This window comes from Enterococcus sp. CWB-B31, assembly GCF_020567645.1.
GTDB lineage: Bacteria > Bacillota > Bacilli > Lactobacillales > Enterococcaceae > Enterococcus_L.
Genome location: NZ_JAJDJW010000001.1, coordinates 500557 through 522492 on the forward strand (window position 1 = coordinate 500557; position 21936 = coordinate 522492).

The following is a 21936-nucleotide window of genomic DNA, read 5'->3' on the forward strand; positions in this document are numbered from 1 at the left end:
GCGTCTTTTTATGTTGGAGGAAGGAATCTATCCTTGTGATTTATTTAGCTGTTTCCGCTTGTTTGACAAATTGCTTAGGGGTTTTGCCAGTATACTTTTTAAAGGTCTGGACAAAGTATTCCGGGGCATTGCTGTAGCCGGTCAGATTGGCAGCTTCATAAACCCGATAGCCCTTTTTCAACAGATCAATGGCTTTTTCCATGCGATAGGCAGCCAGCTTGCTGTTAAAGCGTTCACCTGTTTCTTTGTAGTAGATCTTCCCGATATATTCGGGATTCAAAAACAGCAGATTGTTGGAAATCCATTTGAGGGAAAGGTGTTCCTGACTATAGTAGCTTTCAATAATGATATTGACGTTTTGAGCAATACTTGTATTTTCACTCAGACAGGTCTGCTTTTCAAACAGCTCGATCCCGTGAATCAGCAGATACTGCAGCTCACGGCAGTCACTTAGCAGAATCACCTTTAAGGAATAGTCATCGAAAACAGAATCTTTTTTCAGGGAGTACTTCTCAAAGAGAAGATTCAGCAGATCGTTCACCTGCAGCTGCAACAGCTGCACAGGATAAAAAGTTAACCGACACTGCTCGAAAAACCCCTTCACTGTAATCTTGCACTTAGTCAGCTCACCTTGAGCCAACAGGTGAAGGAATTGGTCTTTGAATCCGGAGAACTGTTCATTGCTGTACACGACATCTTTGATTTTCAAGTGAGTTCCGTTAAAAAACTGCGGTGAATCAAAGTAGTAGGACTTGTCAAAATTTCCACGGCTGAGTTCAAAGCAGGTCTGAAGCTCCTGCTGACTATTAATTGTTTGGTAGAAAAAAAGCCCCTTATTTAGTTGGTTATTTTGCTTCAGCTGTTCAAAAAGTTCCTCAAAATTCTGATTTTTCGGTGTAGTAATCAAGTATCCGGTATCTTTGACATACCCTGTGATCAGATGGCTGGACAGCTTGTTTTCCTTAACTGTCTGAGAAATCAGTTGATAGCTGTCACTGTGAAAGGTAATGATTTTGAGTGGAAAGGAGATTACATTGGGCCAAGGATCAATGTCTTCCCGAAGGCTGACGCTGCGTTCAATGCAGCGCTTGATCCAAAGACGGTTTTCAATATCCCGCTGATCCAGCAGCTCGATGGATTCGCTTAAAGCCTGCTCCAGCTTCACACGTTCCACAGGCTTTTCAAGGAAGAAACGCAGACCCAAAGACATGGCTTCTTTGGCATAATCAAAGCTGCCGAAGCCGGTTAGAATAATCATTTGACTGTCAGGCTGACAGCTTTTGATTTTTTTAATAAGTTCGATTCCGTTGAGTCCAGGCATGTTAATATCTGTTACGACAATATCGATTTTCTCAGATTGACAGATGGTTAGGGCCTGTTCGCTGGAAAAAACAGTATGAACAATATCCAGCGGCAGCTCCAACTGTCTGATCAAACCACTGACCCCGTTGGCAATCAGCGGTTCGTCATCTACGATCAGTATGCGTTTTATCATGCTCATCTTCCTTTCGTTCAGTTAAAGGGATCCATATACTGACAGTTGTTTCTTTATAAGCTTGTGAATGAATGGTTAATTTTGCGTCGTCTCCATAATACAATGCCAGACGTTCCTTGATATTCTTCAGTCCAATTCCGTATTGGCTTTTTTGATTGAGATTGGCTTCAAAGCCGGGACCGTTGTCTGTCACTGAGATAACCAGCAGTTCTGCCTGTTTTTCAATTTTTAAGATAATCTGGCAGGAGCCGGTCATTTTTTCAACAGCATATTTGAATGCGTTTTCAATCAGCGGCTGTATGGTCAGCTTGGGTATCTGATGGCTCAGATCTTCCACTAAAATTAGTGAAAGGAATTCGACGCGCTCTCTGAATCTGATTTTTTGGATAGTTACATAGGCTTCGATTAATTCCAGCTCTTCCTGCAGTGTGGTGTTTGGAGACGAGGTATCAATTTTCTTTCGAAACAGCAGAGCGAGTGCGGTAACCATTTCGGAAATCTCCTGTTGATTGTTAGCCAGTGCCAGCCAGTTAATTGAATCCAGTGTGTTATACAAAAAGTGCGGATTCAGCTGTGCTTGCAATGCCACAAATTCAATTTCCTGAGACAGAATTTTCATCTTGTAATTATCGGTAATCAGCTGGTTGATCTCATTGACCATCGCATTGTGGCTGTTATACAAGATAACGATCTCATCATTCTGCTGATCAGGAACACTGATGGGGGTTAAGTCTTCCAGACGTTTGGTGTGAGGGATAGTTGCCATTTTTCCAGCCAGTTCAGTAATCGGACGAGTCAGCTGGTTGGTAAAGCGGTCAATCAGCTGAAGCAGTATTAGGAGAACAAGCCCCAATGCAGCCAGCAGAATTGTTTGGATGCGTACCAAATCCTTCAAAATATTTTTATCCGAAATCAGGTAGATGAAATTGAACGCTTCATGATTGGCAATCGTCACATAGTAGGAAGTCCCCTGATAGTTGAAATGAGTAAAGGTATTGCTTCCCATTAGCAGCTGCTCCCTGAGCTCTGGCAGCAGAGCATCCTTATCCTCTTTTTGCTGCAGCGTATGATGAAAATTATCACTGTAATTTATAAAGAAAAAGAAATCTTCCGAATAATTAGGGTTACTGTTCAGCTCTTCAGTGATAAAGCTGGTATCTACAACAAAGATAATCGTGCCGAGAAAATTCAGTGTTGGTCCGCTTGTTTCAAAAATTTTACGAGCATACACAGCCTGAGACAGGGAATCTGAAAAGAACCAAACCCCTTTGGCCGGCGAATCCGAAAGCTTGTTACTGATGTCGTTAACGGACAGGTCAAGAAGGACATTGCGGCTGTTATTCATAAAGTTGGCAAAATTATCATCCTTAGTATTAAGAAGATAGCTGTTGTTGATATTGCTGCTGTTTCTGGTTAACTGACTGACTCTGGAATACAGGGAGCGCTTCAGCTGATTTCGTTCTTCTTCTGAGAGATCCTCTGCATTGGCGCTCTTCAGCTCCCGCTGCAGATCATCATCATCGATAGCCCGATATGTCAGCTGCTCTACCTCGGCAAAATGGCTGTAGAGGCTTTGGGAGTTCATAATTGTCTGATTATAGGCACTTTCATAGGTTTGCTGCGCCAGAACTCTGCGCCAGACCAGAATGATAATGAGAGAAAAAATAGCAAATACGATGATAATTCCGCCGATCAGCACACGGAATTTATCGCGAAAGCTCAGCTGTTTAAATGTCCTTTTTATGGTTGTGAGCATGGCGTATCCCACTGCTTTTTCAGTTGTTTTGTTTTTTCGATCATACGACTGTGGAAAAACTCTGTAAAGTAACAGAGCACAGTTGCTCCGCACAAGAGAAGTAAGCTGCTCTTCTGGCTAATCAGCAGCCACAGGGCATAGACTGAAAGTACATTGGTCAGATTTAAATGAGGGAAGCGTGTCAGCATAAACAAGCTCAGTGAAAAATTCTCTTTGGTAGTCAGCTCTGGATTTTTGGCAATATTGAAAAACAAATTCCAGATAATAAAGAAGCCGAACACCCCTGCTGCCAGATACAAGATATTCAGCAGCTGGTTTCCCCCGAGAAATACGTTTGTGATCCGAAAATTCAATAATAATAGACAAAAAAAGAAGGTACTTAAAAGGAAATAGGTGTTTGTCTTAAAGAAGCAGGATTTGTATAAATCCCAGAATTTCCTGATACCATGATAGTTCTTTTCTTCTCTTAATTCAGAGGTAAGCGTTATCAAAGAAGCCGTTGCCGGAGCGATTCCAAATAATCCCAATCCTAGTGCCGAAAAAAGAAGCCACAACAGATTAAGATAGACAAAATACGCTGTGTAACTAAAAATATCCATTAATGAAGAAGTGAATTTGAACATGAAAGCATCCTCCCTATAAGCCATGTGATTTAGGACCTGCATAAAAACCCTAGTGTATCGACCGATTTAAACCTAAGTTATGCTTCTAATCGAAGAAACATGGAACATATCCAGTAGTATTATATATGAGGCTGATGGATATACTCTAATATAAATGAACAGCAGCTCCTATTCCGGGATGACTATTTACTATTCAAAGCTTGTCGTCTGCATACAGCTACCTCTTTGTATATGGAATAAATTTTAACAAATTTATCCCCATTAGCGCTTCGCATACTAGTAATCTCTTAGTGAGAAAAATAAATGTTTGCCCATTTATTTCAATCAGAGCATTGCATACCATCCCACTAGCTGTTACTGCAACAGTGGGAAATCCTTGTATCTACGAGTCTCACTACATTACACTACACTTCGTTTCGATCTCATCAATTTCTAAATGGCAAAGCCACTAAGAATTGAAGGACTTCGTTTCGATCTCATCAATTTCTAAACGGCAGAGCCGTTAAGAATTGAAGGACCTTGTTCGATTCTTGATAGTTTTCCGACCGGCCCTAGTATATTTTGAGTATAGCACATCTGGTGTCTATCTTTTTCAGGTAAAAAAAGGGAGGTCGGTTTTTTTACATTTTTCCTCTGATTTTTTCCTTTTTATTCTACAGGAAATGCCATAAAATCAAAGTTGTAAGCGGGCACGGAGAGAAAGTATGACTTATAGGAGGAACAAAAAATGAAAAGAAAAATCTTAGCTTTTTTAGGAATCAGTGCACTTGCTTTAGGACTGGCAGCCTGTGGTTCAGGGAGTGAGGAAAAAGAGAAGACAGCTTCCGGCGATGATAAGACAAAGGTCAGTTTTACATGGTGGGGAGCCGAAGTCAGACATGAAAAGTACATTGCCGCAATTGAAGTTTTTGAGGAACAGAACCCGGATATCGATATTGAGTATGAGTATGGTGCCTGGGATGATTACTGGAAAAAGCTGGCGACCAAATCAGCTGCCGGTGAACTGCCTGATGTGATGCAGATGGATGCGTCCTATCTGGCACAGTATGGAGAGAAAAATCAGCTTGCAGACCTGACAGATTTTGTGGTAGACGGCGGAGGTATCGATATTTCCAACATCAATGAATCTCTGATCGAAACTGCAGCAATGAATGATAAGCTGTATGCTATTGCACCGTCAATGAATGCCATGTCCATGCTGGTAAACAAAGGAATTACTGATGAAGCGGGAACAACGGTGGATTTCAGTAAGTATACATTTGATGATTTTGTCAAATCTGTTTCAGATACCCAAAAAGCAACCGGCAAATACGGTTGGATGGATGTTTCTGACAACTCTGTTTTACTGCAGTATTATCTGCGTACTCAAGGAGAAGAGCTGTATAAATATGATTCAAACGGCAAACCCAAACTGGCTTTTTCTGAGAAGAGCTTCGTAACCTTTATGACAGCTATTCAAGAACTTGCCGAATCTGGAGCTCTGCCGACAGCAGAAGTTGTAAACAATCTTAAGAGCTTCGATGAATACCCATTCTCTTTGGGCGAAGCTGCGTATTTACAAACATGGACGAATCAGTACGTAACGTATCAGGAGTCTGCCAGTGACGGAGTGGAGTTCTCACTTGAGCTGCCATTTGATGCAGAAAAAACAGGAGCAATGTACTACCGTCCAACCTTCTATTATTCTATTTCAGAAACGTCAAAGGAGAAGGACGCCGCAGCGAAATTTGTTGATTTTATTGTAAATGATGAAGAAGCCAATAAGATCATTGGAACCGAACGTGGAATTCCAGCGAATGCAGCAGCTAAAGAAGCGATTTATGAAGAAATGACAGAGACAGAAAAAGCAACTTCTGATTATTTGGATAAAATCGAATCAATGGTTGGCGCTGCTTCACCTGTACCGCCGGTAGGGTATTCTGAGTTGAACAGTCACTTTAAAGACCTGTACGCAGAAATCACTTATGCGACCATGACGCCGAAGGAAGCGTATGATGATTTTGCAGCGAAGGCTGAGGAGATATTCGATGAAAACTATGAGTAATTCGATCAAAGGGTTAGGTGGGCGCTTCCGGCGCCTCTCCACCCAAAAACAGGACACAGTATCGGGGTATATGTTTATATCCCCTTTTATTATCGGCTTTTTGACCTTTATCGTGGTACCAATGGGGATTTCCCTGTTTATGGCTTTCCACAATTATGATCTCCTGACTGAAGCCGCATTTAGCGGGCTGGATAATTTCAAGAAAATTATTTTTGATGACCCTAAATTTCGTCAGTCACTGGGTGTCACTCTTAAATATGTAATTACCGCAGTTCCGCTGCGTCTGGTCATCGCCTTGGCGGTCGCAATGCTGATTAACCGTCCCTCTAAACTTTCCGGCTTATACCGGGTGCTGTTTTACATACCATCAATCATTGGAGGAAGTGTGGCGGTTTCCATCATGTGGCGCAACATCTTTGGCGATTCAGGTCTGATTAACGGAATACTGACATCAATCGGGATTGATCCGGTTTATTTCTTTAAGAATCCCGGAACAGCTCTTCTGACTTTGGTATTGCTGGCCGGCTGGCAGTTCGGCTCTTCGATGCTGATCTTTCTTTCAGGGTTGAAGAACATTCCGATTGATTATTATGAAGCGGCCCAGATTGATGGTGCCGGTAAGATTCGTCAGTTTTTTGGTATTACACTGCCTTGCCTGACCCCGATCATTTTCTTTAATCTGGTGATGCAGACAATTCAATCATTTCTAACCTTTACACCGGCCTTTATTATTTCGAATGGGACCGGAGCTCCGCGAAACGGTACCCTGGTTTACTCATTGTATGTCTATCAAAAGGCTTTCAATGATTTCAAGATGGGGTACGCATCGGCATTGGCCTGGATTTTACTGATTATCATTGGGCTTGTGACCTTGGCGTTGTTTGCGTCATCAAAATTCTGGGTATTCTCAGAATCAGAGGAGGTATAGGAGATTATGCAACAAGTGAAAAAACAAAGCATTATTTTTGATGTCTGTATTTTGATTATCGCCCTACTGATGCTTTATCCGATTTTTTGGCTGATTTTCAGCTCACTGAAACCAAATACGGATATCTTTAAAACCGCTACGGAGCTGTTCCCGCGAGAATGGACCCTGGCGAATTTCACCAAGGGCTTTCAGGGTATTGCAGGAACGCCTTTCCTGACCTATATAGGCAATTCACTGAGAATCTCATTGATTGCTACGGTTGGGGCTGTTTGTTCCTCTGCGGTTATCTCCTATGGATTTGCCCGTATTCCTTTCAAAGGGAAGGGCTTCTGGTTTGCCTGTGTACTGGTTACCATGATGCTTCCTCAGGAAATTATTATGGTACCGCAATATCTGTGGTTCAATAGGCTGAACTGGGTCAATTCGATTTTACCAGTAACCGTTCCTTCTTATTTTGGACAGGCCTTCTTTATTTTCCTGATGGTGCAGTTCATTAAGGGAATTCCAACGGACCTGGATGAAGCAGCAAAAATTGACGGTTGCGGCCGGATCGGAACTTTTTTTCGGATTATCCTTCCTCTGATTAAGCCTGCTTTGGCAACTTCAGCAATTTTCTCTTTTTACTGGAAGTGGGAAGAGCTGATTGGTCCGATGCTGTATTTGACGAAACCGGAAAGCTACACTGTTTCTATTGCATTGAAGCAGTTTCTCGATTCCTCAAGCAGCTCCAACTGGGGTGCAATGTTTGCCATGTCAGTTGTTTCTCTGATTCCAGTGCTGGTTATCTTTTTCATGTTTCAAAAATATATTGTTGAAGGGATCAGTACTACAGGGCTGAAGTAAAGAAAGGTTGATAGAATGAAAAAAAATCACAACGTAGTCGAACATATTGTTTCAAAACAGATAATTCAGGAAAAAATAGCACTGGTTATCGAAAATCTTACAACGATTCAGGATAACGGAGATTTCTTTATACATTTTGAGGATGTAGTCGTTGATGACAAGAGCTGGAATGTCTGGAACTGGCCTCAAGGTGTTGGGTTATACGGCTTGTATAAGTATTATGAGCTGACAGAGGATGAGCAGGCATATCAGGTGGTTCTTGAATGGTTTGAGAAACAGCTGCAGACGGGCGCCCCTCCCAAAAATGTCAATACGATGGCTCCTCTTCTGACAATGGCTTTCCTGTATGAAAAGACAGGAGATCAACGTTATCTGCCTTATTTAGAAGTATGGGCTGAATGGGTGATGAAAAAGCTTCCGCGCACCCGCGAGCACGGGTTCGAGCATCTCACCTATGGACCTGAACGCTTCCAGCAATTGTGGGATGATACCCTGATGATGACAGTGCTGCCGTTGGCCAAGATCGGTCGACTGTTGCAACGTGATGATTATCTTGAAGAGGTTAAGCGGCAGTTTATGCTGCATATTAAATACCTGACGGATCGAAAGAGCGGGTTATGGTACCATGGCTGGACGTTTGAGGGAAATCATAATTTTTCTGAAGCATTGTGGGGTCGGGGCAACTGTTGGATTACAATAGCGATTCCCGAGGTAATTGATATTCTGGATTTGAAGCCGGGAGATGGTTTCCGTGCCTTTCTTATTGATACTCTGGAGCGGCAGGCAGCAGCCTTGGCTGAATATCAGCATGCATCCGGACTGTGGTCCACATTGATCAATGAACCGCAAAGCTATGAGGAAAGTTCGGCGACTGCCGGCTTTGCATACGGAATTCTAAAAGCTGTGCGCAAAGGATACATTGATGAGAAATATCAGATGAACGGCGAACGTGCCATTCAGGCGCTGGTTGATCAGGTAGCAGCTTCCGGCGAGGTGCAGCAGGTTTCTGTGGGTACTGCTATTGGTGAGAATCTGGATTACTACCGGACGATTCCGTTGACTTCCATGGCTTATGGTCAATCGCTGGTTGTTTTAGCATTTTCGGAATATCTGTATGACTTTATTTGATGGCTGCCAGAGGAGTTTCAAGAAAAAAGCTCCTAACTTTGAGCTGTTTTGGAACTTTCCGGGAAATGATGGTACAAACGGGTTGTCCATTCGATCGGCTTTGATCTCATGCAGAAGGAATGGTTGGCATTCATTGCAGATAGTTGTCTTGAGTCATTTCAGACTTATGGGATCAGCCTGTAAGCAAAACAAACGATCATGATAAAAGACTGGGACGGGACTGAAACCGAAGTCCCGGTCTTTATTATTTGTTAAAGAAGGGAAGGTCTTATGAAAATTTTGTTAGCCGGAGATTCAACCGTTGCGCACTATGGTTCCCAAAATCATCCCATGAGCAGCTGGGGGGATGGACTCAGCAAAAAATTGAAAGAAGAGCATCCGGAGATTCAAGTGGAAAATTTTGCCAAGTCAGGTGCTACTACTCGCTCCTTCGTAGAGGAAGGTTGGTGGGAGCAGCTGATTGAAGCAATCGAAAACAATGATATTGTAGTCATTCAATTTGGGCACAACGACCAAAAATTCATGAGTGGAGTTTCTCCTAATGATTATTATCGCAATCTGCAGCAAATGGTGCTGACTACCCGGAAGGCAGGTGGACAACCGGTACTTTGTACACCGCCGGAACGGTACGAAATTCAGGAAGGAATGCTTCAGCATACCCTGGAGCGGGAGTGTTTGTTAATTAAAAGGTTGGCCAAGGAGCAGGAGATTCCCTTAATCGATTTGAATGAGTATTCTTATTTTTATTATTCTTATTCACCGAATATTGAAGAGACCCGTTCTTATTTCACCTGGCTGGCTCCCGGAGAAGCAGCAAATTATCCCGGAGGCAGTTACGATGATACGCACTTTTCTGTTAAAGGCGGAGATATTTTGGGACGTTATGTGTATTTACGTTTGCAGCCTTTATTAAGAGAAGCCGGGTCAGAGACATTATTTGATGATCTCTACTACGGTGCGTGTATGTATCCTGAATTGTGGGAGGAGGAGATTGTCAAAGAAGATATTCAGCATATGAAGTGCTTGGGCATGAATTTTGCTCGTATTGGAGAGTTTATCTGGAGTAGTCTGGAACCCGAAGAAGGGGTGTATGATTTTTCAACACTGAGGCATTATCTGAAATGGTATCACGAAGCAGAGATTCAGGTGCTTCTTTGTATTCCAACACCTACACCGCCGCGCTGGCTGACCGCGGACCATCCAGAGCGCTGTATTCACAATCAGGATCAAACTATTATGGTACATGGCTCCCGTCAGCATGTTTGCACTAATCATGCGTACTTCCGTCATCGTGCTTATTTATTAACCAGAAAAATTGCTCGACTGACAAAAGAGTTTGACAATATTATAGGGATTCAGCTGGACAATGAATTTAAGTGTCATGTGGACCTTTGCTTCTGTTGTTCCTGTCAGGAAAAGTGGCACAAAGCACTTCAATCAGAATATGGAAGAATTGCCTATCTGAACCAGCAGTGGGGAACTAAAATCTGGAGTGAGGAATACACCTCTTTCGCTGAGATTCCGCTTCCGCTAAGAACACCCTTTGTTCATAACTCCTCCCTGATGAATGCGTTTCGGCTCTTTACTGCTGAATCTCTCAATGAATTTGCTCATGGGCTGTGTCATATGATTCGTATGGAAACGGATATACCGATTACTCATAATACAGCATTGGGCTTTCACCTGATGAATCGGGAGCTGTTCAGTGAGTTGGATTTCGTATCCTTTGATACCTATGCACCGGCAGCAAATTATCCCGGGTTTACATTAAATCTGGATCTTTGGAAAAATGTGAAAACAGATGTATCGGAAGTAATGCTGCTGGAGACGAGTACGTCGCATGCTGGACATATCGAAAACTACATTGCTCCGCATCCTAATGGTTATCTGACTGCTGAGGCATTTGCCGGTTTTGCAGGCGGACTGAGAAGCTTTTGTTACTGGCATTTCCGTGGTCATCGCTTCGGTGTTGAGCAGCCGCACAGTACTGTCGTGACTCCTTGGGGCAAACCGGGGAAAGGTTATCAGGAAGTGGCGGAGATTGGAAAGATGCTGCAGCAGCTTAAGCCTCAACTGTTATGCAGTATCCATCAGCCGGCGACAATCGGGCTGATTTATTCCGATTGTGCCAAACGATTTTTTACAATTGAATCTGGAGGTATCTATGATTATCGCAGCTTGATCACAGAGTACTACGGCTCTCTGATTCATCAGGGGGTGTCGGCGGAGGTTATACAGGAAAGCAGCGATTTCGGTTCCTTTGAAATATTGCTGGTTCCGTTTATCCGCTATATCAGTCAGACGCTGCTGGAAAAGCTGAAAGCTTTTGCTGAAGACGGTGGGCGCATTGTTTTTGGTCCGCTGACTGGCGATCGTACGGAGATGCTGACCTGGCCGGAGCATAATGGTCTGGATCGGCTTGGTGACTGGCTTGAGGTTGAGAATATACTGCAGTTTGCGACTTCTAAAGAGCAGCCCTGTTTGTTGGAAAATTCAGAGGAAGTATTGGCAGGCTTGGTCTCTGTTCTGACTCTGACTGATAAATGGCAAGTTCTGCGGCGAACTGCTGAAGGAAATGCGATGTGGGCGAAACGTCCTGTGGGTACTGGCGAAGTTTTTTATTTAGGTGGTTTACCTGAAAACCTGAACAGTTCCACCTCTTGGCAGCAGTTTGTGATGAAGGAAATCAGGTGTCATGATCGGGATATTGCGTATGTGCAGATATCTGATGGTCTGGTCAAATATCAGCGAATTGAACAGGAAACAGGTGTACGGCAATTCTATCTGGTCAATTTAAGCGGAGTGTCTGCAGAGTATCAACTGATTAAGGAAATGGAAATGGAGAGCGGAGTATTGCTTTCCATGGGAGCGCATCAGCTGCAGGCGTATGAAACCTTGCTGCTGAAATGCTCAGACTAGGAGGGAAAGACATGTTAAATTATGCGATTCGCGGACATGATCTGACAACATGCAACACGATTGAAGAAATGGCAGAACAAGCAGCAGCTCAGGGCATTTATTCTCTACAGCTGGCACTGGGAATCTCTTTTCCGGAATGGTCTGGAGCAGATAAATTGAATCCCGGAATGGGTCGGTTCATAAAACGCAAGCTGGCCGAGAAGGGAGTTGAGGTGGGACTTCTAAGTTGTTACATCAACATGCTTCATCCTGATCCTATTCAAAGAGAGAGCCTGCTGCAGCGCTTTGAAGCATATCTGAAGTATGCACACTATTTTGGTGCTTCAATGGTTGCATCTGAAACCGGCTGTGTCCTGCCGGAGATATACTATACTGAAAAAAACTTTACTGAAGAAGCCTTTGAAGACCTGGTTTCCGTCATTAAACGTCTGGTTGAGACTGGCGAGAAGTATCAGATGATGGTTGGGATTGAACCTGGGCTAAATCATCCGCTGTATTCCGTTGAGCGGGTGAAACAGCTTTTGACGGCTGTTAAATCTGATTATCTGGGTATTATTTTAGATCCTACCAATTTGATTCACAGCGGCAATGATCAGGAGCAAGTTGGGATTGTTAAGGAAGCCTTTGAAAGCTTTGGCGAAAAAATTGTTGCTGTCCACTTGAAGGATTTTGAAATTCAAAAGGATCGAATTGTTCCTGTAAATCTTGGAGAAGGACGGATCAACTATCTGGCAATTCTTGAAATCATTGAAAAGTACCGCCCACTTTCCTATGTTGTTCTGGAGGAGACTAAAGATGATGGAGCAGCCAGAGGACTTAAGCTGATTAATGAAAGGAGACAGGGCATCTTATAAAATGGTAAGTTTGTTTTATAGAGTATTGGGAAGTGGAGAAGAAATAACCAGTCTCATAGATAAAGAGATATACAGGAGAGGAGCAGTTGAAAGGTGAAAAAAGCGTTTGTTATGCAGGTCTACCCTGATAAACACCAGGAATATGAACAACGGCACGCCCAACTCTGGCCGGAGATGCGTCGGATGCTTAATGAATACGGGGCAATCAGCTACTCCATTTTTTTAGAAAAGGAAACCAGCCAGTTGTTTGCTTATCTGGAAATAGAAGATGAACAACGTTGGCGGGAAACAGCTGCTGCAGAGATTAATCAAAAATGGTGGGAATATATGGCGGATATTATGGAAACGAATGAAGATCATTCGCCAGTTGCTGCTGATTTGATAAAGGTATTTGAGCTGTAGACACTAGTGTATACTGCGGCAGAAAAGAAAGATATCAACTCAGGGAGTAAAGCAGCCAACCATGATCGGGGTATATAGAAAAAGTTTAAACGTGCATAATGTATATTGGAAGATCAGCCGTATCCGAATGAATGGATACGGCTGTTTTGACGGTGAAAAGCCTGCTTGGGTTATAAATCTGAATCAGTATCTCGCTTAATCTCTGTTTTGATAAATAGATTGTTGTATAATTAAGAACAGTAATGACTTGAAAAAGATAGGATGAAGTCCGAATCGCTCACAAGATTATTTGAATGATGTTCTTGTTCGAATGGCATATGCATCCCAGTGTGCTAGAAGGGAAATACGATTTCTTTGCCTCAGACAATTTCTGTCATTTTAGAAGGACTCCTTCATGGTAAAAGCAAAAGTATTCGTGAATTTTACGAGATTGAAAATCATAAACAACTATTTGAGTACTTGGAAAAACTGCTGAGAGAAGAACATCCGCTGACTGTTCAGAAAATTAAGAGAATTCATATTTTGTTAACTGATTGACTTCTGTTACGAAGAGATGGCTGTATGCGTATGACAATCTTTGAATGTGAAGTATTCATCTCCTAATAGGAGCAGCTGTTCATTTATATTGGCGCATAACTTAGATTTTGATCGGTCAACACATTAGGCTGCTTATTAAAAACGATATAACAGCATCCAACAACTTCATATCAGAGCCTTAAAATTAATGATTAAATAGATAATTATGGTAATGAGGCATCTAATTACTAAATGGTTTAGATAGTTAAATCGCCAGTGAAGGATGTTAAAGAGCTTTGTTCAAAAGAATACAAAAACTATCAAAGAAAAGTAAGGTGATCAAGATGAATAAAAAGAGAAAAAAAATAATACAGAACAATGAAATATCAGAAATAGCGACATATTCCTTGGCAGGGCACAGACAGAAGATATTGATGGAGGGAAAGAAGGCGACAAATCCAGTTGTGATTTTTTTACATGGCGGACCTGGAGCACCTTTTCCTTTTTGTACGGGAAGCCGGGGGATGTTTCCAGAATTTACAGATAAATTTATAATGGTATATTGGGATCAGTTGGGATGCGGGATTAACAATTGCAGGTTAGACAAAAATTTTAAGATTAACAATTTTGTAAATATGACTATAGATTTAGTTACAAAGGTCAAAAAGAAATTCCCTGAAAATCAGATTACTCTTTTTGGTATATCCTGGGGGTCTATTCTGGCAGCTAAAGCAGCTGAAAAAGCCCCGCATTTAGTGGATAAAGTACTTATATACGGGCAGGTGCTAAAGGAACTGGCATTTAATGAGGAAACATTTGGTACGTTACTGAATGCTAAAATGTCTGAGAAGAAAAAGCGACAATTAAAGTCAATGTGGGAAAAAGAACCAAAAACAATAGAAGATTTAGAGAAAGTTATGGGGTGGATTCGAAAATATACAGACGGATATCTTTCAAAAGAAGGGGAAAAGATGTCATTAAGTAAATTATTATTAGGAATTTTAAACAGTCCGGATTATACATTGAAAGATGCAAGAGCTGCAATTATAAACAGAAGTATGAGAAATAGAGGGTTATTGACAGATTTAATGAATGTAAATTTAACTGAAGAGTTAAAGAATATGCAGGTACCATACCGTATTTTACAAGGAGATACTGATAGTGTAACTTCAACGATGATGGTTAAATCCTTCGTGAATAATAGTAAAAACTCTAATTTAAGTGCAAAAATAATTGAAAGGAGTGGACACATTCCAAGTATGGAAGGAATGCAGCAGATTTTAAAAGAGGCAGATTTATTTTTGGAAATCAAATAAAAATATGAATGAATATACAAACCGGAAAATTGGATAGTAGCCGCCATGTTTAATTAGTGGAAGCAGGTAATTTGGGTTTAGTTACCTATTCATGGATGGTAATGGAAAAATGGTTTTGCTATATCTTAGTATGTGTTATCTACAAGCTTCAATTGTTATGTGAAAAGAATGGCGTGGACAATTAAATTATAAACGGATGACCAAATTTCAATAGTTGAAAAGAACTGCCTCCCAGCATATTTTGGGGGCAGTTCTTTTGTTTCAAGCTGCATTTTCTGTTCACGTAACGTTTTGCTTTTCTTTGGCTTAATTTTACTCATCATTTGCCAGCTTAGTATAGTGTTCCATCGTCATTGCAGAAATATTCTGCATATGTCGGTAAATATCTGCCAGTAAGGTTTGAGAAATTTGTGCCAGTTTTTCGTATTCTTCCGAAGTCAGCTCTTTCATCTTTTGTTTTTCTATAAGCTCTTGTTTAGTTTGGAGAAGATAGGCGTTGTCGCTGAATAAAATACTGACCTCAACGGATTTATAGATACCGTGAAGCTCTTTAAAAATATCCAAAGGAATAAATTTTAAGTAAATCGCATAAAAATCAGTAATCTCCTTTCGCATATAGTTGCCGATTTCTGTTGAAAGCTCCAGAGCGGAAAGATGAGAGAGATTCTTTCCGAGGAGTTCCAAATTGTATGATTTCATTGAAGGAGTTAAATGCTCGGCCAACAGTGTGCTCTCCCAGAATTGAGCGGAAAGTGCGGTTTTCCGATGGGCATATAAGTTGTAAAATGCTGCATCAACATCTTCATAAGTGTTTGTTGAAAAGTTTTCCAGCAAGCAATATTTAATTGTCCAGATGAGCTGTACCTGTTCTTCTTTAGCGATGGAAAAATAGTCTGTATCTTCCCGTAACTCTTCTATCTTTTCTTCCCGCTTTCGTAAAAAGCCTTCCAGAAAAAAAACAGTGGCATAAACCTCTACTGGTGTAAAGGCTAGACCGGAAATCAGATTAAGCAAAATGCCTCGAGGGGATTCACCAAAGAACAATAATAAAAGATTGGTTAACGCAAATAAAACAAACAGTAACAAGATAAAAAAAAGCTGTTGCCGGTCTCTTTTCAATATCCTTCATCTCCCATCGTTTTTCTGAATACAAACAAAACGGTTATTCCGGTTCCTAACTTTATAAGTGTACCACGGCTGGTAAAAAAGGTCTGGTCCGAATAACTTTGGATGAAGTTTTGGAGTTTTCACGAAAAATTATTTTACAACAGTTTTGTTTTTCTTACTTAAAAAAATATCAGGAAAATCAATAGCTGATAAGGGAATAGTCAGATGGGGAACAAGATGGAAAAAAGTTTTTACTGTAAAAACAGGATATTTTTTTTAAATAACAAAATCTGAATCTTTGACCAGATTTTTACATAAGGATATACTCAACTTAACAACAGAGAATTACGGAATTCCCTGTCATTTTTCATCATACTCAAAAAGGAAAAGAAAATTTACTTTTTTTCAGTCCTGTATGAAAAAGTTGATCTCAGGATGAATCATTTGTTTGTTATAGTTTATCTTGAAGAAAGGGTTGGCTAATATCCCTTTTAAAAAACACAAAATAATGGGAGTGATTAAAATGAGTACATCAAGATTGGTAAGGACGTTTGAAGAGTTGGTAACAATTGATTCGGTTTCAGGAAATGAAGCAAAGGTTCATGAATTTTTGAAGGAAAAATTTGTCTCCTTTGGAATGACAGTTACAGAGGATGAGAGTATGGAATCAACAGGCTTAGGTGCAAATAATATGATTGCCACACTTAAAGGAGCTGTCGGGAAAGAACCGCTGATGTTTTCTTCACACACGGATACAGTGACACCGGGAAATGGTATCGAGATGATCGAGAAAGACGGCGTTCTCTATTCTAAAGGAGAGACAATTCTTGGAGCAGATGACAAGGCTGGAATTGCGATTATGCTGGAAGCAATTCAGCGGATTAAAGAAGAAGGAATTAAAACTGGTGATTTGGAATTTGTCCTGTCTCCAGGTGAAGAAATCGGCTTGATCGGCTCTTCTGCGCTGAATATGGATTTAATAAAATCCCAAATCGGCTATGTACTTGACAGCGGAGGTTCTGTAGGACGAGTAACAGTTGCCAGTCCGACACTTTATATGTATGACGCTGTAATAACCGGAAAGGCCGCACATGCGGGACTTGAGCCTGAAAAGGGTGTTTCAGCTGTGGCAATTTTGTCAGATGCATTAAAGAAAATAAAAATGGGCAGAATTGACGAGCGGACAACTGCCAACATAGGAGTTATCCAGGGGGGCGAAGCCACGAATATTGTGATGGACTCGCTTCTGGTAAAAGGAGAAGTTCGTGCAATCGATCCTGAAAAAGCAGAGGAGCTGATTGCTGAAATGACTGCAGCGTTTGAACAGGCAGCCTCCCTTCATGGTGGAACAGTGGAGATCACCATAAAGAAAATGGCGACAGGATTTGATGTTGATAATGACGAAAAGGTTATGCAGCTGCTTTTGTCAGCAGGTGAAGCGCTTGGTTATGAAGTGATCAGAGAAACAAGCGGAGGAGGAAGTGACGCCAATGTTTTCAATGAGAAAGGAAAGCGTGTGGTCAACCTTTCGATAGGCTATGAAAAAATCCATACAACGGATGAATATATTCCGGTAGCAGAAATGGAAAAGGCAGTTTTGCTGGTCATGGAGCTAGCTAAGCAGTCACCGGAGAGAACAGGGGTGTGACAATGAAAAAGCAGGGAACACAAATTTTAAAGATTGCTGCAGCAGTTTTGCTGCTGGCAATCAGCATTAACATGTTTCTGGGGCCGCATCATATTGCGGCCGGCGGGGTGAGCGGTATTGGGATTTTGCTTGAATACATGCTTGGAATCAATAGAGCATGGGTGGTTCTGTCATTTAATGTGGTATTGCTGATACTTGCTGCAATTTTTCTTGGAAAAAAAGTTTTTTGGAATACGTTGTTCGGCAGTATATTATTTCCGCTATTTTTACGTGTTGTTCCTGAGATTATGCTGACAACGGACCGTTTATTATCAGTGATATTTGGAAGCATCATTTTTGCAGTAGGTGTAGCTCTTTTATACAAAATACAGGCATCCAGCGGAGGAACGACAATCCCGCCACTGATTTTTGAAAAATATTTCGGTTTAAATACATCTATGGGTCTATTCTTAACGGATGTGGTAATTGTCTTTATGAGTCTTTATGTTTTTGGATTTGAGGAGTTTCTTTTTGCCATTCTGTCTATAGGAATTACATCAGTTGTTATGACCTATATTGAAACTGGCTTAAAACGAAGAAAAGCTATCATGATTATCAGTCAGTCTCATGCAGGAGATATGAGAACACAACTTCAGCATGAGATGAACCGTGGGTTGACGATTTTTGATATTCGAGGCGGAAAAGATGATGAAGGCAGAGAAATGATTTTGATGGTTGTTGCAGATCAGGAATATCCTCGAGTAAAAAGAGTGATTGATCAAATTGATCCGGACAGCTTTGTGATTACTTACAATGTTGCTGAAGTACATGGATTGGGCTTTACGTATCATCCAATCCAGTAGGAGAAAAAGGAGGAAATAAAAATGGAACCAATATTGGCTTTTACAATTGTTATGTTAATTTGGACAGTGGGGGAACTGGTTTCGTCGAAAACAAAAGCATTGATTTCAATGATGCTTGTAGCATCCATGATTTTTCTAATCGGATTTGCTGCAGACTTGCTGCCTCATGATCTGATCCAACAATCCGGACTGCTGGGGTTGGGGAGTGCGGTAGTGGGCGTAATTATTGTTCACCTTGGAACAATGATGAGCTTTGAAGATTTGAAGGCGCAGTGGCGAACTTTTGTGATCGGTTCAATTACTGTAGTGGTTATGTCTCTGGTGTTGATTTTTATTGGAGAATTAATCTTTGACCGGAATATTGCAGTTGCCGGAACAGCAGCGATTACCGGCGGAACGTTGTCCATTCTGATGGTTCAGGAAAAAGTTACAGAGCTTATGAGCGCTGGAGGAGATTCAGGTCTGCTGTCGGGATACCTTTTAGCGGTTTTCCCTCTGCTGATTCTCAATCTAAAGAATCTGGTCGGATTTTTAGTAACTGCAAATATTTTAAAGAAAGAAGCTACACGGGTGCAGGGAGAGTATCGTAAAGGAAACCTGACGTTCTATGAAAATGAAGTGAAGGAAAATACAAAAGAACAAAGCACAAGTATTCTTCCGGAATTTCTTCAGACTGCCTATGGTACGTTATTCATTTTAGGAGCTACAGTTTATGTAGCCAGGCTTTTAAGCGATTTGACGAATGGAAATATTAATACCTTCGTGATTGCTTTGCTCCTAGGTATTATCTTGAGACACTTTAAAATACTGAAGCCCAATGCATTGTCATCAACAGATGCTTTTGGTTTGATGATGGTTTCAATAATGGTTATTGCCTTTGGACCTTTGGCGGATATTGTTCCAGCTGATCTTCTTAATCTGGTTGGACCTATTGCTTTCTATCTGGCAGCAGGAGTCCTGGTAATTTTCCTAATCTCTTATTTCCTTGGAAAAGCGGTCGGCTATTCAGGACCATTGTCTATCGCTGTTGGGATGACGACACTCTTTGGTTTTCCGGGAACAATGGTCTTAACGAAAGAAGCTGCAGCAGCAGTAGGTGAATCAGAAGAGGAGATTGCTGTAATTGAGCAAAATTTACTTCCGATCATGGTAACGGCAGGATTCTCAACGATTACAATCACCTCTGTACTTACAGGAGGATTGATTGTCGGACTGATGCTTGGTTAACTGAATAACCGAAAAATAGTATGCGGTGAGAGCTGATAGTTGCAGCTCTCCCTGCCTTTCCGGCAAAAAGTATGAGTTGTTAGGTAGAAGGGATGGAAACGATGAATCAGTCACTTTCACATTGTCAAATGGAAATTCGCAATGCTCAATTTTTTTTTGAGTGCGCGATGAAGGAATGCGAAACGAAGTTTAATATATTACTTGCCGAGTTGTCTTTGAAGAATGAACATACGGCGATACAGCGAATAAGCTCCAGAGTAAAAAGCAGCAGTTCGATTTTTGAAAAATGCCGAAAAAAGAAGCTGTCTGTGACAACTGACAGTATTTTAAACGGAATTTTTGATGGAGCTGGTGTTCGAATTATTTGTTCCTACATTGATGATGTTTACAGAATTAGAGAGATGTTTTTAGGACAGGATGATGTAGTTCTTGTGAAGGAAAAAAACTATATTCAATGTCCCAAAGAAAATGGCTACAGAAGTCTTCATTTGATTGTGCAGATCCCTGTATTTTTATCTACAATGAAAAAAAAGGTGAATGTGGAGGTTCAAATTCGTACTGCAGCAATGGATTTCTGGGCAAATCTTGAGCATGAATTAAAATATAAAAATGAATACAAAGACATGACGCTGATTCAAGAGCTGAAGCATTGTTCAGAGACGGCACACTTGCTGGATAAAGAGATGCTGCATTTAAGAGATAGAATCACATTGTTTAATCATTCGTCTTTATCAGGATAAGAGGTGTAACATGAAAATAAATAAAAAATACATAATCATCACTATTATCAGCTTGGCTGCTGTTTATTTTATCTTCTTTTTTAAATTGCCCAACCGATATATATTGAAGCCTGGACCTTTGGGAGATGCCGTTCAGATGGTTTCTGTAGCAAATACACCGGAAACGACAGAAGGGAAGGCCTTTGTCACTACAGTCAGACGACGTCAAGCGACGTTAGCCAGCTATCTGGCAGCTCTGGTCTCTTATTATTCGGATGTGAAAACAGATTACACGAATCAGGGGATCATGGGGAGAGATAACCAGGATATCCAACGAGCCTTTATGGCGAACTCTCAGCAAAAAGCGATCGTTGAAGCTTATCGGGCAGCTCAGATTGAAAATGAACTGAAAGCTGTAGGCATAAGGATTATGGCAGTCAATCGGGAGGCTTCAAGCTTAGATGATTTACGAGTCAATGATATTTTGACAGCGGTGAATGATGAACCGTTTTCGCAGGAAATACTCTCTGCTCTACCAGAACTGCTTCGCGCGGGAGAGACCAAGCTAACTGTTATCAGAAATGGAGAAACAGTAGATTTAACTGTGGAAAAAACAGAGCTGGAAGGGTATTTGTTAAGTGCTGTGCTGGCTATCGAGGAAAAAACACCATCAGTTATGATTGATTCAAAAGGCTTTGGCGGACCTTCGGCAGGAGCAATGCTTACATTGAGTATCTATCAGCAGCTTACCGGTCAGGACTTGCTGCAAGGCCGAACGATTGCCGGAACTGGCACGATTGAAGAATCAGGACTAATAGGTCAGGTTGGCGGGATTTCACAAAAAGTAGCGGCTTCTCACTCCGCAAGGGCTGAAATCTTCTTTGTTCCTGACTGGGCAGACCTTGATGTGACCTCGGAGTCAAATTATGCTGAAGCAGTGAGAACAAGAGATTTTTTGCAGTCGGATATGGAAATCGTTCCGGTAAATAATCTGCAGGATATCATCAGTTATTTAAAAGAAACTCAGTAAGCCCAATACGCAAACGAGTCTATACAATAAGTCCATAGAAAAACACCAATGAAATACCTGAATAGGGTTCATTGGTGTTTTTAGGTAAAATAAAAGAGTACAGATTGCCCCTGTACTCTACCTAGAAAGGACTAAAACAAATGCATACTGATTCTAACATGCAAGCAACTTACTTTGGAGCTATCCACTTCTTATACTCCATCAAAAAATAATAGCGCAGGGTTCATTAACGACCTCGTTGAAGCTCTCCAAATTTCTGAACCTTATCTGTTTGGCAGACCCAGAGAGTATGACCTGAGGCTATATTGAAATTACTTTTATTCGCTTACACCCACAGTGTCTTCAGTAGTCGGAAAATCCAGCAGTTAGCCAAAGAAAATCTTTCTGCCTGTTGGTTGACTCAGGAACTGGTTCCCTCCTATATATCGGTCTAGTATGTTGACCACCTTAAAATTAAATGATGCTTCTAACCCAAGAAATGTGCAGCCAGCACGGGAGCAACTCGGCAAAAAACGCCGATTTCATCTCTAACTGGAGTC

Annotated in this window: 19 protein-coding genes; 15 read left to right on the forward strand and 4 right to left on the reverse strand. The window is 41.3% G+C overall.

What is annotated here, in order from left to right; translation table 11 throughout:
- Positions 1-40 precede the first annotated feature (40 nt).
- Genes LI954_RS02070 through LI954_RS02080 form a run of 3 tightly spaced genes read right to left on the reverse strand, consistent with a single transcriptional unit; the run spans position 41 to position 3874 of the window.
- The gene (locus tag LI954_RS02070; RefSeq protein WP_229443359.1) at positions 41-1495 is read right to left on the reverse strand and encodes a response regulator; all 1455 of its coding nucleotides are present in this window, start codon (positions 1493-1495) and stop codon (positions 41-43) included.
- Entirely contained in the window at positions 1467-3251 is a 1785-nt protein-coding gene (locus LI954_RS02075) for a sensor histidine kinase (RefSeq protein WP_229443360.1), read from the reverse strand. The genes LI954_RS02070 and LI954_RS02075 overlap by 29 nt, the downstream gene beginning before the upstream one ends.
- A complete protein-coding gene (locus tag LI954_RS02080) occupies positions 3236-3874 on the reverse strand; it encodes a DUF624 domain-containing protein (RefSeq protein WP_202068089.1) in 639 nt (212 codons plus the stop codon). Before LI954_RS02080 ends, LI954_RS02075 begins: the two co-directional genes overlap by 16 nt.
- 727 nt (positions 3875-4601) lie before the next feature.
- On the opposite strand from LI954_RS02080, the gene LI954_RS02085 reads away from it, so the two are divergent.
- The 9 genes from LI954_RS02085 (at position 4602) to LI954_RS02125 (ending at position 14824) form a co-directional block, all read left to right on the forward strand.
- Entirely contained in the window at positions 4602-5918 is a 1317-nt protein-coding gene (locus LI954_RS02085) for an ABC transporter substrate-binding protein (RefSeq protein ID WP_202068088.1), read from the forward strand.
- Positions 5902-6846 (forward strand): carbohydrate ABC transporter permease, encoded by a 945-nt coding sequence (locus tag LI954_RS02090; RefSeq protein WP_229443361.1) that lies wholly within the window; start codon positions 5902-5904, stop codon positions 6844-6846. Before LI954_RS02085 ends, LI954_RS02090 begins: the two co-directional genes overlap by 17 nt.
- Positions 6847-6852: 6 nt before the next feature.
- Positions 6853-7689 (forward strand): carbohydrate ABC transporter permease, encoded by an 837-nt coding sequence (locus LI954_RS02095; RefSeq protein ID WP_202068086.1) that lies wholly within the window; start codon positions 6853-6855, stop codon positions 7687-7689.
- Positions 7690-7704: 15 nt separating this feature from the next.
- Positions 7705-8817 (forward strand): glycoside hydrolase family 88/105 protein, encoded by a 1113-nt coding sequence (locus LI954_RS02100; protein WP_229443362.1) that lies wholly within the window; start codon positions 7705-7707, stop codon positions 8815-8817.
- Positions 8818-9087: 270 nt separating this feature from the next.
- Entirely contained in the window at positions 9088-11736 is a 2649-nt protein-coding gene (locus LI954_RS02105) for a beta-galactosidase (protein ID WP_229443363.1), read from the forward strand.
- Positions 11737-11747: 11 nt separating this feature from the next.
- Positions 11748-12590 (forward strand): sugar phosphate isomerase/epimerase family protein, encoded by an 843-nt coding sequence (locus LI954_RS02110; protein WP_229442574.1) that lies wholly within the window; start codon positions 11748-11750, stop codon positions 12588-12590.
- 93 nt (positions 12591-12683) lie between these two features.
- Positions 12684-12992, forward strand: coding sequence for an L-rhamnose mutarotase (rhaM, locus tag LI954_RS02115; protein ID WP_324254738.1), 309 nt, complete (start codon positions 12684-12686; stop codon positions 12990-12992).
- Positions 12993-13346: 354 nt separating this feature from the next.
- Entirely contained in the window at positions 13347-13529 is a 183-nt protein-coding gene (locus LI954_RS02120; protein ID WP_229443364.1) for a hypothetical protein, read from the forward strand.
- A 413-nt stretch (positions 13530-13942) separates the two neighbouring features.
- Positions 13943-14824: an alpha/beta fold hydrolase gene (locus LI954_RS02125; protein WP_229443365.1), complete on the forward strand. Its 882-nt coding sequence runs from the start codon at positions 13943-13945 to the stop codon at positions 14822-14824.
- 312 nt (positions 14825-15136) lie between these two features.
- On the opposite strand, the gene LI954_RS02130 is transcribed toward LI954_RS02125, so the two are convergent.
- Entirely contained in the window at positions 15137-15943 is an 807-nt protein-coding gene (locus LI954_RS02130) for a hypothetical protein (protein WP_202068081.1), read from the reverse strand.
- A gap of 511 nt (positions 15944-16454) precedes the next feature.
- On the opposite strand from LI954_RS02130, the gene LI954_RS02135 reads away from it, so the two are divergent.
- From LI954_RS02135 to LI954_RS16200, 6 genes are all read left to right on the forward strand, one after another.
- Positions 16455-17579 carry a M20/M25/M40 family metallo-hydrolase gene (locus tag LI954_RS02135; RefSeq protein WP_202068080.1) on the forward strand — a complete coding sequence of 375 codons (1125 nt, stop codon included), beginning with the start codon at positions 16455-16457 and terminating at the stop codon, positions 17577-17579.
- Between the two features lie 2 nt (positions 17580-17581).
- A complete protein-coding gene (locus LI954_RS02140) occupies positions 17582-18421 on the forward strand; it encodes a YitT family protein (protein ID WP_202068131.1) in 840 nt (279 codons plus the stop codon).
- A 21-nt stretch (positions 18422-18442) separates the two neighbouring features.
- On the forward strand, positions 18443-19648 hold the full coding sequence (locus tag LI954_RS02145) for a hypothetical protein (protein ID WP_229443368.1): 1206 nt from the start codon (positions 18443-18445) through the stop codon (positions 19646-19648).
- Between the two features lie 101 nt (positions 19649-19749).
- Complete coding sequence (locus tag LI954_RS02150; RefSeq protein WP_229443372.1) at positions 19750-20388, forward strand: GTP pyrophosphokinase; 639 nt, start codon at positions 19750-19752, stop codon at positions 20386-20388.
- A 10-nt stretch (positions 20389-20398) separates the two neighbouring features.
- On the forward strand, positions 20399-21397 hold the full coding sequence (locus LI954_RS02155) for a S16 family serine protease (protein WP_229443374.1): 999 nt from the start codon (positions 20399-20401) through the stop codon (positions 21395-21397).
- A 305-nt stretch (positions 21398-21702) separates the two neighbouring features.
- On the forward strand, positions 21703-21831 hold the full coding sequence (locus tag LI954_RS16200) for a hypothetical protein (RefSeq protein ID WP_324254739.1): 129 nt from the start codon (positions 21703-21705) through the stop codon (positions 21829-21831).
- Positions 21832-21936: the final 105 nt, after the last annotated feature.